Origin of the sequence: Roseiterribacter gracilis, from assembly GCA_018332375.1 — a bacterium.
GTDB lineage: Bacteria > Pseudomonadota > Alphaproteobacteria > BOG-932 > Roseiterribacteraceae > Roseiterribacter > Roseiterribacter gracilis.
Genome location: BOPV01000001.1, coordinates 1,021,643 through 1,036,277, shown reverse-complemented (window position 1 = coordinate 1,036,277; position 14,635 = coordinate 1,021,643). Strand labels below are relative to the sequence as shown.

Annotated in this window: 19 protein-coding genes and 1 tRNA gene; 7 read left to right on the top strand and 13 right to left on the bottom strand. The window is 64.4% G+C overall.

Annotated features, from left to right (window positions below; translation table 11 throughout):
* Positions 1 to 20 precede the first annotated feature (20 nt).
* Positions 21 to 365: an ArsR/SmtB family transcription factor gene (locus TMPK1_RS05165; RefSeq protein WP_420241839.1), complete on the bottom strand. Its 345-nt coding sequence runs from the start codon at positions 363 to 365 to the stop codon at positions 21 to 23.
* Between the two features lie 146 nt (positions 366 to 511).
* On the opposite strand from TMPK1_RS05165, the gene TMPK1_RS05160 reads away from it, so the two are divergent.
* Positions 512 to 596 (top strand) — tRNA-Leu (locus TMPK1_RS05160).
* A 16-nt stretch (positions 597 to 612) separates the two neighbouring features.
* Complete coding sequence (locus TMPK1_RS05155) at positions 613 to 957, top strand: hypothetical protein (protein ID WP_420241838.1); 345 nt, start codon at positions 613 to 615, stop codon at positions 955 to 957.
* Positions 958 to 960: 3 nt separating this feature from the next.
* Here TMPK1_RS05155 and TMPK1_RS05150 read toward each other — a convergent pair whose 3' ends face one another.
* The gene (locus TMPK1_RS05150) at positions 961 to 1,953 is read right to left on the bottom strand and encodes a DUF2268 domain-containing putative Zn-dependent protease (RefSeq protein ID WP_420241837.1); all 993 of its coding nucleotides are present in this window, start codon (positions 1,951 to 1,953) and stop codon (positions 961 to 963) included.
* A gap of 133 nt (positions 1,954 to 2,086) precedes the next feature.
* Between TMPK1_RS05150 and TMPK1_RS05145 the strand changes: the two genes are divergently transcribed.
* The gene (locus TMPK1_RS05145; protein ID WP_420241836.1) at positions 2,087 to 2,701 is read left to right on the top strand and encodes a dihydrofolate reductase family protein; all 615 of its coding nucleotides are present in this window, start codon (positions 2,087 to 2,089) and stop codon (positions 2,699 to 2,701) included.
* On the opposite strand, the gene TMPK1_RS05140 is transcribed toward TMPK1_RS05145, so the two are convergent.
* Genes TMPK1_RS05140 through TMPK1_RS05120 form a run of 5 tightly spaced genes read right to left on the bottom strand, consistent with a single transcriptional unit; the run spans position 2,698 to position 5,229 of the window.
* Complete coding sequence (locus TMPK1_RS05140) at positions 2,698 to 3,003, bottom strand: AzlD family protein (protein WP_420241835.1); 306 nt, start codon at positions 3,001 to 3,003, stop codon at positions 2,698 to 2,700. The two genes, TMPK1_RS05145 and TMPK1_RS05140, sit on opposite strands and share 4 nt — an antisense overlap.
* On the bottom strand, positions 3,000 to 3,731 hold the full coding sequence (locus tag TMPK1_RS05135; protein ID WP_420241834.1) for an AzlC family ABC transporter permease: 732 nt from the start codon (positions 3,729 to 3,731) through the stop codon (positions 3,000 to 3,002). The genes TMPK1_RS05140 and TMPK1_RS05135 overlap by 4 nt, the downstream gene beginning before the upstream one ends.
* The gene (locus TMPK1_RS05130; protein ID WP_420241833.1) at positions 3,728 to 4,354 is read right to left on the bottom strand and encodes a LysE/ArgO family amino acid transporter; all 627 of its coding nucleotides are present in this window, start codon (positions 4,352 to 4,354) and stop codon (positions 3,728 to 3,730) included. The genes TMPK1_RS05135 and TMPK1_RS05130 overlap by 4 nt, the downstream gene beginning before the upstream one ends.
* Positions 4,355 to 4,361: 7 nt before the next feature.
* The gene (locus tag TMPK1_RS05125) at positions 4,362 to 4,826 is read right to left on the bottom strand and encodes a GNAT family N-acetyltransferase (RefSeq protein ID WP_420241832.1); all 465 of its coding nucleotides are present in this window, start codon (positions 4,824 to 4,826) and stop codon (positions 4,362 to 4,364) included.
* Complete coding sequence (locus TMPK1_RS05120; protein WP_420241831.1) at positions 4,819 to 5,229, bottom strand: rhodanese-like domain-containing protein; 411 nt, start codon at positions 5,227 to 5,229, stop codon at positions 4,819 to 4,821. The genes TMPK1_RS05125 and TMPK1_RS05120 overlap by 8 nt, the downstream gene beginning before the upstream one ends.
* A gap of 99 nt (positions 5,230 to 5,328) precedes the next feature.
* Here TMPK1_RS05120 and ftrA point away from each other — a divergent pair, with 99 nt between their 5' ends.
* Entirely contained in the window at positions 5,329 to 6,309 is a 981-nt protein-coding gene (ftrA, locus tag TMPK1_RS05115; protein WP_420241830.1) for a transcriptional regulator FtrA, read from the top strand.
* Positions 6,306 to 7,541: a hypothetical protein gene (locus TMPK1_RS05110; RefSeq protein ID WP_420241829.1), complete on the top strand. Its 1,236-nt coding sequence runs from the start codon at positions 6,306 to 6,308 to the stop codon at positions 7,539 to 7,541. The genes ftrA and TMPK1_RS05110 overlap by 4 nt, the downstream gene beginning before the upstream one ends.
* Here the strand turns inward: TMPK1_RS05110 and TMPK1_RS05105 are convergent.
* Together TMPK1_RS05105 and TMPK1_RS05100 are read right to left on the bottom strand one after the other, a co-directional pair.
* Complete coding sequence (locus tag TMPK1_RS05105) at positions 7,538 to 7,678, bottom strand: hypothetical protein (RefSeq protein WP_420241828.1); 141 nt, start codon at positions 7,676 to 7,678, stop codon at positions 7,538 to 7,540. The genes TMPK1_RS05110 and TMPK1_RS05105 overlap by 4 nt on opposite strands.
* A gap of 9 nt (positions 7,679 to 7,687) precedes the next feature.
* Entirely contained in the window at positions 7,688 to 8,422 is a 735-nt protein-coding gene (locus TMPK1_RS05100; protein ID WP_420241827.1) for a sulfite exporter TauE/SafE family protein, read from the bottom strand.
* A 91-nt stretch (positions 8,423 to 8,513) separates the two neighbouring features.
* Between TMPK1_RS05100 and TMPK1_RS05095 the strand changes: the two genes are divergently transcribed.
* Positions 8,514 to 9,416: a LysR family transcriptional regulator gene (locus tag TMPK1_RS05095; RefSeq protein ID WP_420241826.1), complete on the top strand. Its 903-nt coding sequence runs from the start codon at positions 8,514 to 8,516 to the stop codon at positions 9,414 to 9,416.
* Here TMPK1_RS05095 and TMPK1_RS05090 read toward each other — a convergent pair.
* The 4 genes from TMPK1_RS05090 to dusB all read right to left on the bottom strand — a co-directional run bounded on the left by TMPK1_RS05090 (position 9,383) and on the right by dusB (position 13,531).
* Positions 9,383 to 10,579, bottom strand: a complete 1,197-nt coding sequence (locus TMPK1_RS05090) for an SMP-30/gluconolactonase/LRE family protein (RefSeq protein WP_420241825.1) — start codon at positions 10,577 to 10,579, stop codon at positions 9,383 to 9,385. The genes TMPK1_RS05095 and TMPK1_RS05090 overlap by 34 nt on opposite strands.
* Positions 10,580 to 10,657: 78 nt before the next feature.
* A complete protein-coding gene (locus TMPK1_RS05085) occupies positions 10,658 to 11,482 on the bottom strand; it encodes a DUF2306 domain-containing protein (protein ID WP_420241824.1) in 825 nt (274 codons plus the stop codon).
* 70 nt (positions 11,483 to 11,552) lie between these two features.
* On the bottom strand, positions 11,553 to 12,536 hold the full coding sequence (locus TMPK1_RS05080) for an alpha/beta fold hydrolase (RefSeq protein ID WP_420241823.1): 984 nt from the start codon (positions 12,534 to 12,536) through the stop codon (positions 11,553 to 11,555).
* 2 nt (positions 12,537 to 12,538) lie between these two features.
* On the bottom strand, positions 12,539 to 13,531 hold the full coding sequence (dusB, locus tag TMPK1_RS05075) for a tRNA dihydrouridine synthase DusB (RefSeq protein WP_420241822.1): 993 nt from the start codon (positions 13,529 to 13,531) through the stop codon (positions 12,539 to 12,541).
* 119 nt (positions 13,532 to 13,650) lie between these two features.
* Here dusB and TMPK1_RS05070 point away from each other — a divergent pair, with 119 nt between their 5' ends.
* Entirely contained in the window at positions 13,651 to 14,634 is a 984-nt protein-coding gene (locus tag TMPK1_RS05070) for a lysylphosphatidylglycerol synthase domain-containing protein (protein ID WP_420241821.1), read from the top strand.
* The last annotated feature ends 1 nt before the right edge of the window (position 14,635 follow it).

Sequence of the window (14,635 nt, the reverse complement as noted above, 5' to 3'; positions counted from 1 at the left end):
TTTGGATGTTGTTCGATCGATTACTCGCCCGGCTTTTTCGCGTTCTGCTGCAGCGTCTGCAGATAGGTGGCGAGGCCGTCGAGATTGCGGTCCCAGAACTGGCGGAAGGATTCGAGCCAGGCGTTGAGATCGCGCAGCGGTTCGGGTTCGAGATGACAAGGCCGCCATTGCGCCTCGCGTCCGCGCGAAATGAGTTTCGCTGACTCCAGCACCTTCAGGTGTTTGGAGACTGCGGCGAGGCTCATCTCATGCGGCTGTGCGAGTTCTTTGACCGACGCGTCGCCCTGGGCGAGACGGGCCAGGATGGCGCGTCGCGTCGGGTCGGCGAGGGCGAAGAAGGTGGCGCTCAGCGGGTCGGCAGGCACGTGTAATTAACCAGATGGTTGATAACCTATCGGTTTAATACAAGCCGGCCTGGGCCGGGTCAAGCGAGATTCTGGGGCAAGATTTTCGGGCGACCCCGCTTGCGAAGCTGGAGCGAGATCGGCAAAGTCCGCGCCTCTCGCGATGGGCCCCGTTGGCGGAACTGGTAGACGCGCCTGACTCAAAATCAGGTTCCGAGAGGAGTGCTGGTTCGATTCCGGCACGGGGCACCAACATCCGAGGTCACAGATGACTTCGACATCTTTGATCCTGCGCCGCTGGGCCGGTCGCATCCGCACCGCCGATACCGACGCGTACGTCGCCTACATCATCGAAACTGGCGGCAGCGAATATCGAGCCGTCGAAGGCAATCGTGGCTACCAGATCGTCTGTCGCGATCTCGGCAACGGTGAGACCGAAGTTGCGACGTTGAGCTGGTGGGATTCGTGGGACGCGATCAAACGCTTCGCCGGCCCCGATCCGACCCGCGCCCACTATTATCCCGAAGACGATCGTTTTCTGCTCGACCGACCGGAGACAGTCGAACATTTCGACGTTGCATCGAGCGACGTCGAGGCGATGCAGCGTTCGTAGATTTTACCGCCGCTGCGGTTGCGGCGAACAAGGTGGCGCCAGCGCCGCAAAGTCTTTGCCGCTCAGCAACGTCAGGTCGCGTTCGACTTCTTGCCGAACCGTCGTTGCGTCCCAATGGATCAGCATGTCGATGGTGCAGCGTTCGTTGGCCAGCGACGCGACGCGATAGCCGATATAGAAGCCGGTGCGGAACGGAATGCCGGAGTCTTGCGCGCTCTTGTCGCCGAATTCGAAATAGCGGCTGAACAGGCCCGGATCGAGTTTGTCCGCATTGGCACGCATCTCGGCTGCCAGCTTCGGCACCAGCGGCAGCGACCGCTGCTCCAGATCGCGCGGCAACATCAACGCGTCGGCCAGGCTGTGATCGAGATGAAACGCAGCGCTGACGAAGGTCGCGAGGCCTTCGGCCCATAGGGTGCGCCAGATTTCCTGGTCGGGGCCGGAGTCATCGCCGAAGCCCGATACTTGTTCGTGATAACGATGAAACAGCTCGTGCATCAGAAACACCGACAGGCGCGGCGTTGCGTCGAGCGTGTGGATCGCATCGACGCCGAACACCAGCGACGGCACGCCGTCGATATTGCGGGCAACGGCGTCGAACTGATCCAACGACACCATCAGGTAGATGGGAAAGTCGCAGCGGAAATCGGGAAAGCGCTTTTCCAGTTTGGCGACCAGGCCGGGCAGGCGGTTTTGAATGTCGCGCACGACCGCCATCGCGGCGAAATTGTTGGCGCGCGCTTCGTTCAGCGCCTGCACGGCTTTGCGTTCGAGCAGCTCAGCGTTCTCGATGTCGATCACGTGCGGGGCGTGAAGGCCGGGATATTTCGCCTGCACCTTGGCGCGGAACGCAGCCATCTGCGTCGTGTCGCTCGCCCCACGTGCGTCTCGCGCAAGGCTCCAGAATTCTTGCGTCGCGTCGATGACGGGGCAGGCAGCGTGTGCGGGGCTGGCGAGCAGCAATGCCGACAGAGCCAAATAAACCAGGCGATTCATCGGTTGCGTGGTCCCATGCGCAGCTGCAAAGCGGTTCTTGTTTCGCGTTCCTGACTGATCGCACATCGCAGCCGGTTTTGACGAGCAATGCGTGGAGGGTGTCTTGGGGAAAGTGCGCGTCGCTGCATTCAGTATGTCCGTGGACGGGTTCGGTGCCGGTCCTGACCAGTCGCTCGACAACCCGATGGGCGTCGGCGCGATGGGGCTGCATTCCTGGGTGTTCCCGACGCGCACGTTCCAGCAGATGATCGGCAAGGAAGGCGGCACGACTGGTGTCGATGAAACCTTTGCCGCGCGCGGTTTTGAAAATGTCGGGGCGTGGATTCTAGGCCGCAACATGTTCGGGCCGATTCGCGGCGATTGGCCCGACGACAGCTGGAAAGGTTGGTGGGGCGACACGCCGCCATATCACACGCAGGTGTTCGTACTAACCCACCATCCGCGCGCCTCGATCGAAATGAAGGGCGATACCGTTTTTCATTTTGTCACCGGCGGCATTCGCGAAGCGCTGGATCGTGCCAAACAAGCCGCGGGTTCGAAGGATGTGCGCATCGGCGGTGGGCCGATGACGATCCGCCAATACCTGCAGGCAGGTTTGATCGACGAGCTGCATCTCGCCGTATCGCCAATCTTGTTGGGATCGGGCGAACCGCTTCTCGCGGGTCTCGATCTGCCGAAGCTTGGCTACAAGGTCGTCGAGCGCACGCCGACCGAGGCCGCCATGCATCTCATCGTGCGCAAAGGCTAAAGCCCGAACGCGCGGCCCATCGCAACGACGGCAACGCCCGACAGCGCAGCGGCGAAATCGCTGCGCGTCGCGCGCATCACCGCGGCGATGATGACCAGTGCGAAAATTTCAGGAAAGCGGCCGCGCGCCAGAACCGGCGCCATGATGCCGATCATCACCGCCAGCGGGATCGCTTTCAGTGCCGCTTCAAGACGCGGCGTTACCGGCACGTAGCGCATCATCAGAAATCCGCCGGCGCGGCAGGCGAAGGCAGCCAGTCCCATCGCGGCAATCGCGAGCAGAAAATCCGGCGTCGTGTTCATGTCCGCGCCTCGCCGTCGAACGTCACATACGCAACCAGTGCGCCGGTCAGACCCGCGATGACGATGGTCCAACCGCCGGGAAAGAAGTTGTTCACCACCAGCGCGGCAACCAACGCCGCACCGGCGGCGCGCAAGTCGGACCGTCCGCGCCACACCGACACGGCCAGCGCCATCGAAAACGCGACCAACATGAAATCGAGTCCGAACCGCGCCGGGTCGGGGATGGCGCTGCCGACCAGCACGCCGATCGCGGTGCCGACGAGCCACGGCACGAACATGACGACGCCCGACCCGAACACGAATCCCGCATCGACCTCGCCGCTGGCGCGGCGCTGCATCGACAACGCCCAATTGCCGTCGCCGAGAAAGAACAAGGTCGGATAGGTGACGTGCGCGGGCAACGTGCCCAACCACGGCCGCAGCGCTGCGCCGTAGAGAACGTAGCGCGCATTCATGATCAGAATCGTCGCAATCGCGGGCAGCAACAAACGCGTATGGGCCCAACCTTGCAGCGCCGCCATCTGCGCCGTGCCGGAATAGATCGACCCACTCATCAGCAAGGCTTCGAGCGCGGTCAGCTTGGCTTCGCTGGCCAGAACGCCGAACACGATGCCATAGACGAGCACGCCGGCCGCAAGCGTCTGGCCCGCGATCAGGCCGGCGACGATGCCAGCGCGCGTGAAGGTGACGTCGCTCGCGGTCGGTGGCGCAGGCGGCTGCATATTCATGCCAGCACGTCGCGGATCAAGGTGAAGGCGATCATCCACATGACGATGGCAATGATGAAGTCGAGCACGCGCCACGCAATCGGTCGTTGAAACAACGGCGCTAGCAAACGCGCACCGTAGCCAAGACCATAGAACCAGATACCCGACGCTGACATTGCGCCGATCGCATAGGCGGTGCGCGCCGCGCCGTCGAACCGCGTCGCCAAGCCGCCCAGCAAGACGACCGTGTCGAGATAGACGTGCGGATTGAGAAAGGTCAAAGCGAGGCAGGTAACGATTGCCTTGCGCAGATCGGGTGCCGCGGCTGATGCAGCTTCGAGCCGGCTCGGATGCAGCGCGCGGCGCGCCGCGAACAGTCCGTACGCGGCGAGAAACAACGCGCCGCCGATCGTGACGATGCGCAGCGTGACGGGGGCTGCCTGCACCAGCGTGCCCATGCCGCCGACGCCGGCCAGGATCAGAGCTGCGTCGGCAAGAAAACAAATCGTTGCGACGGGGAAGACGTGCTGGCGCAGCAAGCCCTGGCGCAGCACGAACGCATTCTGCGCGCCGATGGCGATGATCAGGCTGGCGCCGAGCAGAAATCCCTGCAGCGCGGCGGACGCAACAAAACTGTCGGACAAAGCATTCTCACGGCTGATTTCGCAACGTCAGGCGAAAGCGCACTTTGTTGGCGTGGCTGGCACCTTGCCGGCGATAGAACCGAATCGCGTCTTCGTTCCAGGCCGGCGTTTGCCATTCAAGATGGTCGATCTTCTGCCGTCGAGCCTCTTCGATCGCGGCTTGCAGCAGATGTTTGCCAATGCCGCCGTTTCGCGCTGCTTCGCGCACGAACAGGCAATCCAGATGCAGAAAATCCGCCGCACGCCAGGTCGAGATTTCGCGCGACGCAGAGGCATAGCCGACACACCGGCCCGCGACGTCAGCGATCCAGCCGAACAGCCGCGGCGGTTCGGCGAACAGCGCGGTTGCGAGCGACGGCGCATCGGGCCGGTCGAACGGAGCACGCTCGTAGTCTGCGTGCTCCGCCATCAACGCGATCAGACTGTCGAGATCCGCTTGCGTGACGCGCCGTATGACTGCGTCGTCATGCATCGACGAGCGACGTTTCCAACGTATAGCCCTCGTCGATCCAGCCGGTGATGCCGCCCGCCATGATTTTCACCGGTCGGCCCAGCTGCGCCAGCCGCAAGGCGCCGCGCGCGGCGCCGTTGCAATGCGGACCGGCGCAATAGGTGACGAACAGCGTGTCGTCCGGATACATCGCCAGACGCGACGCGATCATCTTACCGTGCAGGATATTCACGGCACCGGGCACGTGACCTTTGGCGTAATTTGCGGGCGAACGCACATCGACCAGGACGAAGCCAGGATCGCCGCCAGCGGCGAAGGCGGCGTGGACGTCCGCACAATCAGTTTCGAAGGTGAACTCGGCTTCGAAATGTTGCCGCGCCAGATCGGACGGCGCGGCGGGGACGGCGGTGACATTGTTCGGCATGACGCGACTCCTCTTGTCGTGTGGTGTCGCGAATTTCGTCGTGCGCGCCGGTTTGCTCAATTGGCGGGAACGCCAAAGGCCGCTAAGATCCCGCCAATCATGCCGAAGCTCAAACCACCCAAGGCCAGAAAGAAGGTCGTCGCCGTCGTTTATGACGGGCTGTGCAGCTTTGAATTCGGCTGCGCTGCCGAAGTGTTCGGCCTGGCACGACCGGAATTCGGCGCGAATTGGTACGACTTCACCACTGCTGCGGCTGAGCCAGGCAAGCTGCGCGCAGCAGGTGGATTGACCGTGCAGGCAGATGGCGGGCTCGAACGGTTGCGCGATGCAGGCACGATCGTGCTCCCGGGATGGAAGGGCATCGATGTTGCGCCGTCGGCTGCGCTGGTCGCTGCGTTGCGCGCCGCGCACAAGCGCGGTGCGCGCATCGTCACGATCTGTTCGGGCGTATTTCCATTGGCCGCGACCGGTCTGCTCGACGGGCGGCGCGCGACGACGCATTGGCGCTATGCCGACGCGCTGCAGGCGCGCCATCCCGCGATCACCGTCGATCCCAATGTTCTCTATGTCGATGAAGGTCAGTTGCTGACCTCGGCCGGCAGTGCTGCCGGGCTCGATCTGTGCCTGCATCTGGTGCGGCGCGATCATGGCGCTGAAATCGCCAATCATGTCGCACGCCGGCTCGTCATCGCGCCGCATCGCAATGGCGGACAGGCGCAATTCATCGAACGTCCGGTGCAGGACCGCGCCGATAGCCGGCTGGCGTCGCTGTTCGACACGATGCGCGCGCAACTGACCGAATCCTGGACCGTCGCCGAGCTGGCCCAACTCGCGGCGATGAGCGAGCGCACCTTCCTGCGCCGTTTTCGCGAAGCGACCGGCAGCACACCGGGCGATTTTCTGATTGGCGCCCGCGTCGAGCGCGCCCGCGAATTGCTGGAATCGACCGCGCTATCGATCGAGGAGGTCGCGACGCAAAGCGGCTTCGGCGCAATTGCCACCTTGCGCCATCACTTCCAACGGCGCTTGGGTGTCAGCCCCGCGACCTACCGGCAACGTTTCGCACGCTCGGCTGCATGAGAATTCTGATCCTGCTTTTGCTGCTGCTGGCACCGCCGGCCGCCGCGGCCCAAGACGAGCTGTGTTCGCAGCTTGCAGCGCGCGTCGATCGTGCCGGTCCCTCGGGCATGCCCGTGTTCCTGCGTTCGTTCGATGCGATCGGCCCGCACGACGCGACGTTGGGGCCGGCGCTGCTGACCGCGTCGTTTTCCTACGACCAGGCGCTGGCGACGATCGCGTTGGTCGCGTGCGGTGACGTTCCGCATGCACGCCGCACCGGCGAAGCATTGCTGCGCGCGGTTGAACATGACCGGCATTTCACCGACGGCCGCGTGCGCAACGCCTATCGCGCCGGTCCGATCGAAGAAACCAGCCCGGCGCTGAATGGGTGGTGGGACAATGATAAGCAACGCTGGTTCGAAGATTCGTACCAAGTCGGCACGGCGACCGGAAACCAGATCTGGGTTGCGCTGGCGCTGCTGACCTTGGACGAGGCGAGCGGCGATCACCGCTTCGGCAAAGCAGCCGCGACAGCAATGCGGTTCGTTGCAACGCGTCTGCAGACCAATGACGGACCGCGCGGTTTTGCCGGCGGCTTTGTCGGGTTCGAGCCCGAGCCCAGCGCCTATCCTTGGCGCTCCACCGAGCACAATCTCGATGCTGCTGCGGCCTTTGCGTGGCTGGCACGCCGCGAACCAAACGCGCCCTTATGGCGTACCGACGAAACTAGCGCGCGTGGTTTCGTCGATGCGGCGTGGATGGCGAATGAAGGTCGCTTCGCGACCGGCACCGGCGCCGACGGCGTCACGTTCGAACGCAAGACCTCAGCGCTCGACGTGCAGGTCTGGCCGTTGCTAGCGATTGCGAAGCCGCCGGAGGCATGGCGCGCAGCGCTGCGCTGGATCGAGCAGCGGCACGCGGTCGGCAAACGTGGCTATGATTTCAACGACGATCGCGACGGCGTCTGGCCGGAAGGAACGGCGCAAGCTGCGCTGGCTTTTCACGCGATCGGCGACACGGCCAAGTCGCGCGCCTTGCTGACCGCGCTCGAGGAAGCGCGCACGCCCAACGGATTTTATTTGTCGGCCTTGCCCAACGATCCTGCGTCGGACCGGATCACCACGGGGTTTTCTTCGGATGACGGGGCGGGGGTGCAGATCGTCTACACCAAGCGCGGCCATCTCGGCGCGACGTGCTGGGTGTTGCTGGCGCGGCTGGGTTGGAACCCGTTCACTGGCAGCAAGCTGCGCTAGTCGCTGCGATCGACGTCGCCCTTGGTGCGCTCTTCGTAAAAGGCCCAAGCACGCTTCTGCAGCCGTGCAAGCGCGTTGCGCGAATCTTCCTCGTCTCTGGGCGGCGGTAACAGCAAGGTCAGTAGCAGATAAAACATGTGCGCCTCCTAGCGCAGCAGCAGGTGCGCGCCGAGCAGCGCCAATCCTGCGAAAAAGATTTTGCGGAATAGCGTGGGCTCGACGCGTTTGCGTACGCGGTTGCCGATCTCCATGCCGATCAGCGCTGGGATCAACGCGGCCAGCGACGACAAAGCCAGCGCGCCCAACGTTCCGGTGCCGGCCAGCATGATCGCAAGCGCGATCGTCGAGACGGTGAAGGACATGCCCAGCGCCTGGACCAGCTCGTCGCGTTCGAATCCCAACGCCTGCAGGTACGGCACCGCGGGAATGACGAAGACGCCGGTCGCGCCCGTGACTGCGCCGGTTGCAGCGCCGATGACGGGGCTGAGCACCAGTTCGGTGCGCGTTGCGACATGCGGCAGGCGCAACCGCAACAGACCGAACGCAGCGTAGAGCAGCAGCACGACGCCAAGACCGGTGATGGCGGCGCTGGCGTGGCTGCCGGTCAACACGCCGCCAAAGGCCCAGGTGCCGGCGAAGATGCCGAGCATCATCGGCCACAAGCGACGCGCAATCGGACGCAACGCCGGGCCCGACGTCATCTGCCACAGATTGGTGACCAGCGACGGGATCACGACCAAGGTCGCGGCATCGGCCGGGCGCATCACCAGGCTCAACAAGCCGATCGCGACCGTCGGCAAGCCGAGGCCGGTGACGCCTTTGACGAATCCTGCGAGCAGGAAGGTCGCGAGGATTGCGGCGATGTGCGAGTCGAGCTGCATAGCCAGAGCACACTGCCGTGCTCATCGGCGCACGAACATGTTTCATTCGTAGAGTCTGGCTTCGCGGATGGCGAAGGCACACACTCGCCCCATGCAGTTCGATCTGGTCGATCTACGTCTGTTCGGTGCCATCGCCGAGGCTGGCAGCATCACAAGCGGTGCCGAACGAAGCGGGTTGGCGCTTGCTGCCGCCAGCGCGCGCGTCAAGGCGATGGAGGAGATGCTGGGAACGCCGCTGCTCGAACGCGGACGTCGCGGCGTACGTCTGACGGGGGCGGGCGAGGCGTTGCTACGGCACGCACGCGCTGTGCTGGCGCAGGTCGAACAGATGCGCGGCGAGCTGCGCGACTTTGCGCGCGGCGGTATTCGCGGCCGCGTCCGCCTGTGGTCGAACACGGCGGCGCTGGAAGAACATTTGCCCGAGCTTTTGTCGGCCTGGCTGTGCACCCACGAAGGTATCGACGTCGAACTGGAAGAACGGCAGAGCCAGGATGTTGCGCTCGCCTTGCAGCAGGGGCGCGCCGATATCGGCGTTCTGTCGGACTGGGTCGGTGCCGAAGGTCTGACCTTGCATCCGTTCCGCGACGACCGGTTGGTGCTGGCGACCAGCATGACCCATCCGCTGGCGCGCAAACGCAACGTCCAGTTCACATCGCTGGCGGACGAGGAATTTGTCGGTCTCACGGCGCATGGCGCGTTGGCGCAGCATGTGGATGCGCATGCGCTGCGGCTTGGCATGAGCTTGCGCTATCGCATTCGGCTGCGCTGCTTCGATGCGATCTGCCGGATGGTCGAACGCGGCGTCGGCATCGCGGTGTTGCCGGAATTGGCGGTCCGCCGCCGCCGGCGCACGATGAAAATCGCGATGGTCGCGATCGCCGACGATTGGGCGCCGCGCCGCATCGTCGTTGCGGTGCGCAAATCAACCACCTTGCCGCTGCACGCGCAGCGGCTGCTCGATCATTTGCTGGCGAGCGGCAAAGTCAAAACCTGAAGTCGTTGCAGCGTGACGTCGTTGGCGACGATCCGCGTCGGGCGCGACAGGAAATAGAACTGTTTGCCGGCGATCGCGCCGGTTGTCAGACGCCCGGCCAACGGATCCTGGGAATCCAGAACCTCGCTACGCAGAATCCGTTTGCCGCTTTGGTCGAGATGCAGGCGCAGAATCCGGCCGCTGGCATGGTTGCAATTCTGTACGCCGAGCAACGTGTGGGGCGCTTCGACATACAGCCCGTCGAAACAGCCCGCCGCAACCGACGGCGCATGGGTTAGCTCGGTGACCGCGCCGGTAGCGCGGTCGACATGCAGCACCGCGTACCACGTCGCGACATAGAGCGATGCTCCGTCGCGCGTTGCGGCGATGCCATTGGCCGACGGTGCGCCGTTGGCAGGCACGAAATCGTCGACGTGTCCGGTTGCAGGGTCGAGGCGGATGACGGCGCCACTCATCGTGGCGGTCGCGTAGACCAAGCCATCGGGCGTCACCGCGACGTCGTTCAAATAATCGCCGGCGCCGCGTTTGATTTCGTAGGCGCGCAGCAGCTTTCCGTCGGCAAGGCGAAAGCGGAACAGGCCGCTGACGTCGTTGGTGTCTTTGCGTGGATACGACACTGCCCACAATTCACCGCGCACATCATCGACACGCACGCCCAGCACGGTGCCGAGGCCAGGTGGCTGGGCGAAGGTGCGATTGCGGCCGCCTGAATCGATCACTTGCACCGACCCGTCGGCGCCGCCGGCATACAGGCTGCGCGTGCGCGACGACCAGGCGATGCCTTCGGAATCGTGGCGCGCCTCGTCGAACGTCGCGGCGATGGTGGCGCGGATGACGGGCGAGTGGTCGGCGCGGATGCGCGCGATCAGCGCGACGAAGCGCGGATCTTGCGGCAGCGTGCCGAAGTCGCGCGGCCGCGGTTCAAGCCCGCTACGCAGCGAAACCAAGCGTTCCAGCGTCGCCAGCGCATTGTCATGCAGCCCGGCGCGCGCTTCGAGCGCCGCGATCTGATAGATCACCGACGCGTCATTGGGATGCGTCGGCACGACCGCGGCAATTTCTTCGACCTCTTCGCGCATCGCGGCGGGGAAGCGTGCGGGATCGAGGCTCTGCGCCGTAGCGGGCAGAGTGGCGAAAACGAGCAGAGCGAGAAAGCGGCGCATCTTCTGATGCGACCATGCCACCAGGTGGCCGACAAACAAGCAGCTTTTATCGATACGATCAGCGCGTTTGATGCGTGCTCAGTTCAAAGCAAGAACTGGCCGCCACAGCGCCATGTACGTGCCGAAAATTCCGAGCGCGGCGAGCAGGCCGCTCACGACCAACACGCTGGCGACGGCATAGCGTCCACGACCGTGCTCTTTGGCGCGCAGATAGAATTCCAGCACGAGCAACGGCAGCGCGTAGCAACCGATCGACCAGAAGATCACGACCGGTCCGTCGAAATTCTTGCCGAGTCCGACCGGGCCTTGATTGAGCATGATCCAGGCGAAAATGCCGGCGCGAAAGAACCACTGGCCGTTGGCGACGAGATAGGTGCGCAAGGCCCAGACGCGGTGCGTCGTGAAATCGCGGCGCAGCGCGGCACGCCATGCGGCGACGGCGCAGACGATGATCAGCACCGCGTTCCCGCTGATCGTCAGCGAGCCGATCAGGTTGATCGTCGCGCCGCGCACCCACACCATGTAGAGGCCGGTGACGCTGACGCCGAGCGCGGTGACGAGAAAGATGCGCCCGTTCCAACGATGGAAAGCGGGGACGTGTCGCCGGATCTGCGGCAACATCTGCAACGCACCGCCGAACGCGACAATCCCGGCGAGCAATGCATGCACGCCGAAGATCAGATTCCCGATCGTATCGCCGGCGACATAGCCCTTCAGCAGATGTGTGTTCTTGGCCCAGACGGCGAAATCGCCCTGCAAGGTCGAGGGGCCGTAGAAAATCGCGATGTAGTAGAAGAACGCCCACTGGCCTAGCACGGAAGAGCACCACCAGAACCCGGCGCCGATGCGCAACGCCCGGTCAGCGAGTTCGAAGCGTGGCGCCGTCATCGTCGTGGTCGTCATGCGGCGATGACATCACGCGCCGAAACGCCATCGCAACGACGAAGGTGAGCGTGAGCGTTTACTCGCGCGTTTATTTTCCTGCGAGGAAGGCGAGCAGTGCAGTGTGGAAGGGCTCTTCGGCCTCGAGATGCACGAGATGCCCGACCGGCGCGCTCCAGACTTTAGCGTCTTTCATCTGTTTGGCGAGCACGTTGGCATTGTCGAGATTCTTGCCCATCTGCGGACGCAGCGCCTCGGGCGCGAAGGGACGGCCCGGTGCGTTGTGATCCTTGTCGCCCATCAGGAACAAGGTCGGCCGTTCGATCAGCGGAATCTCGTGCACGACGGGCTGGCCCCAGATCACGAAATAGCCGGCCACGAACGAACGCAGCCAGCGCGGATATTCGCCGCTGCCTTTGATGCGTTCGCGCACCTGCACGAATGGTTCGACCTGCGTCACCGGCATCGTCAGCGAATAATTGTTGATCAGCTGCTGGCGATAGGCCTCGGCTGTCAGCTTGGATTCCTGTTCGAGCACGCGTTCGAACGGCACCGGCGGCACGTAGCGGCGATAGTCTTCGAGCCCGATCGGCGCTTCGAGCGCCAGACGATCGACGCGATCGGGAAAGGTGCGGGTGAAGCGCACGCCCAACATGCCGCCCATCGAATGGGCCACGACATGCACGCGCGGCAGGTTGAGCTTGTCGAGCAGAGCGGCGGTGTGTTTCGCCATCATGTCGAACGAATAGGCGAGGTCGGGCTTGGCCGACTTGCCGAAGCCGATCTGGTCGGGTGCAACGACACGATAGCCCGCCGCAGAGAGGCGCTTGATCGTCGGTTGCCAATAGGACGCCGGAAAATTGCGCCCGTGCAGCAGCAACACCGCCTGGCCGTTCGCGTTCGCGGTCGGTGCCACGTCCATATAGGCCATGCGCAGCTCTTCGCCGCGTTCGGTGATGGTCAGATAGTCGACCGGATATGGATAGGCATAGCCTTCGAGCGCGATGCCGTACGGTTCGTCTGCTGCAAAGGCCGGCGTGCACAACAGCAGCAAAACCAGCAGCAGACGACGCATGGCTACACTCCCCAGAGGCTTGCGAGATCGCGTTCGATGTCGTGCGGATCGTTCAGGCGGCAAAGTCTGGCTTTGGCGGCGCGGCGCTCGTCGAGATCTTCGGGCCACGGCGCCTGCAGCACGTACCAGCCGAGATGTTTCTTGAACACGCGCACGCCGTGCACGTCGCCGTAGAAGGCGAGGGATTCGTGCAGATGCTCCAGCACGATTGCGTAGCGCGTCGCCGCGTCGGGTTCGCGCATCGCTTCGCCGGTGGCAAGCGCATGGCCCAATTCGCGCGCCAGCCACGGACGGCCGCAGCCGCCGCGCCCGATCATTACGGCGCGTGCGCCCGATCGTTCCAGCGCGGTGCGTGCGCTGTCGGCATCGACGATGTCGCCATTGACGATGACAGGCAGGCTGGTCGCATTGACGACGTCGCGCACCGCATCCCAATCGGCGGCGTCGTCGTAGAATTGCTGTCGCGTGCGGCCATGCACCGTGATGGCGCGAATGCCGATCTTCTCCGCGCGTTGCGCCAGGTCGGGGGCGTTCTTTGACGCGTCGTCCCAGCCCAGCCGCATCTTCAACGTCACCGGTAGGTCGGTTGATTCCACCGCTGCCTGGAGAAGTTTCTCGGCCTGGTCGAGATCGCGCATCAGCGCCGATCCCGCGAGCTTGCCGGTCACTTCTTTGGCCGGGCAGCCGAAATTGAGATCGATAATGTCGGCGCCGGAATAATCGGCCAGCCGCGTGCCTTCGCGGATCCAGCGTGCTTCGCAGCCGACCAGCTGCACGATCTTGGTCGGCAAGGTTTCGTCCAGCGCGGCGCGCTGCATCACGTCGCGGCGGCCGCGCGCAAGTTCAGCGCACGCCACCATCTCGGTCGCCACATAGGGCGCGCCGAGCCGTGTCGCGACACGACGAAAGGGCAGGTCGCTGATGCCGGTCATCGGCGCCAGCAAGACGCCGCCCGGAATTTCGACGGGCCCGATCTGGAGCGGCGGCAAGTCCATGGGGCAGGGCGTACGCGGGTGGGTCCGGCGCGTCCAGCGCTTTGGCAGCGCCGCTTTGCCGCCGCCTGCGTCCGCGGGTCGGCTTTGCTTTTGGCCGCTTGGCCGCTAACCCAGGGCCCATGTCCGGCGCGGCTCGATTCATTCTTCTTGGCGGCTTTGTGCTCGGCGGTGCGGCGATCGTTGCGCTGATCGCCTGGACCGGGGCGCAGGACGTGGCGAACGCGCTGGCCCGCGGCGGCACCGCCTTGCCCTGGCTGATCCTGGTCCATTTCGGCCAGATCCTGGCCTGCGGCGTGGCTTGGAGGGCTAGCACGGTCGGCTCTGCGACCGTGCCCGGCATACTTCGCTTCGCGCGGCTGCGCTGGATTCGCGAAGCGGTCGAGCTGCTGCCCGTGATGCAGATCGGCGGCATCGTTGCCGCTGGTCGCATGTTGGCCCTGTCAGGTGTCGGCGCGACCGTCGCCGCTGCATCGACCATCGTCGACGTCACCGCCGAAGTCGTGGCGCAAGCTGTGTTCACCGTGCTGGGTCTGGCGCTGCTGGTCGGACGTCTCGGCGATACGCCGGTGACCAACGCGGCTGCAGCGGGCGCGGCGCTGGTCATTCTCGCCAGCATCGCATTCGTCGTCGCGCAACGGCGCGGCCTGAAACCGCTCGAGCGCATGTTCGACGCGTTGGCGCAGCGCATCGGTTGGGGCGAAGAGGCGCGGTTGGGCGGCACGCAGGAAGCGGTGCGCCGGACCCATGCCGATGCCGGTGCGATGGTGGTTGCGGTGGTCGCGCATCTCGTCGCCTGGTCGATCGGTGCGTTCGAGGTTTGGGTCGTCGCACACGCGCTGGGATTCGAGCTGGCGCTGATCGATGCGCTGTTGATCGAATCGCTGCTGCAGGCGGTGAAGAGCTGCGCCTTTCTTGTGCCGAGCGCGTTGGGCGTGCAGGAAGGGGCGCTCGTCGCCTTGTTTGCGTTGTTCGGTTTGCCGCCCGATGCGGCACTGGCGCTGTCGCTGCTGAAGCGTGCGCGCGATCTGATCTATGGCATTCCAGGCCTGATCGCCTGGCAATTCGATGAAGGGCGGCGCCTGCTGGCGCGCGGACGGACGTAAA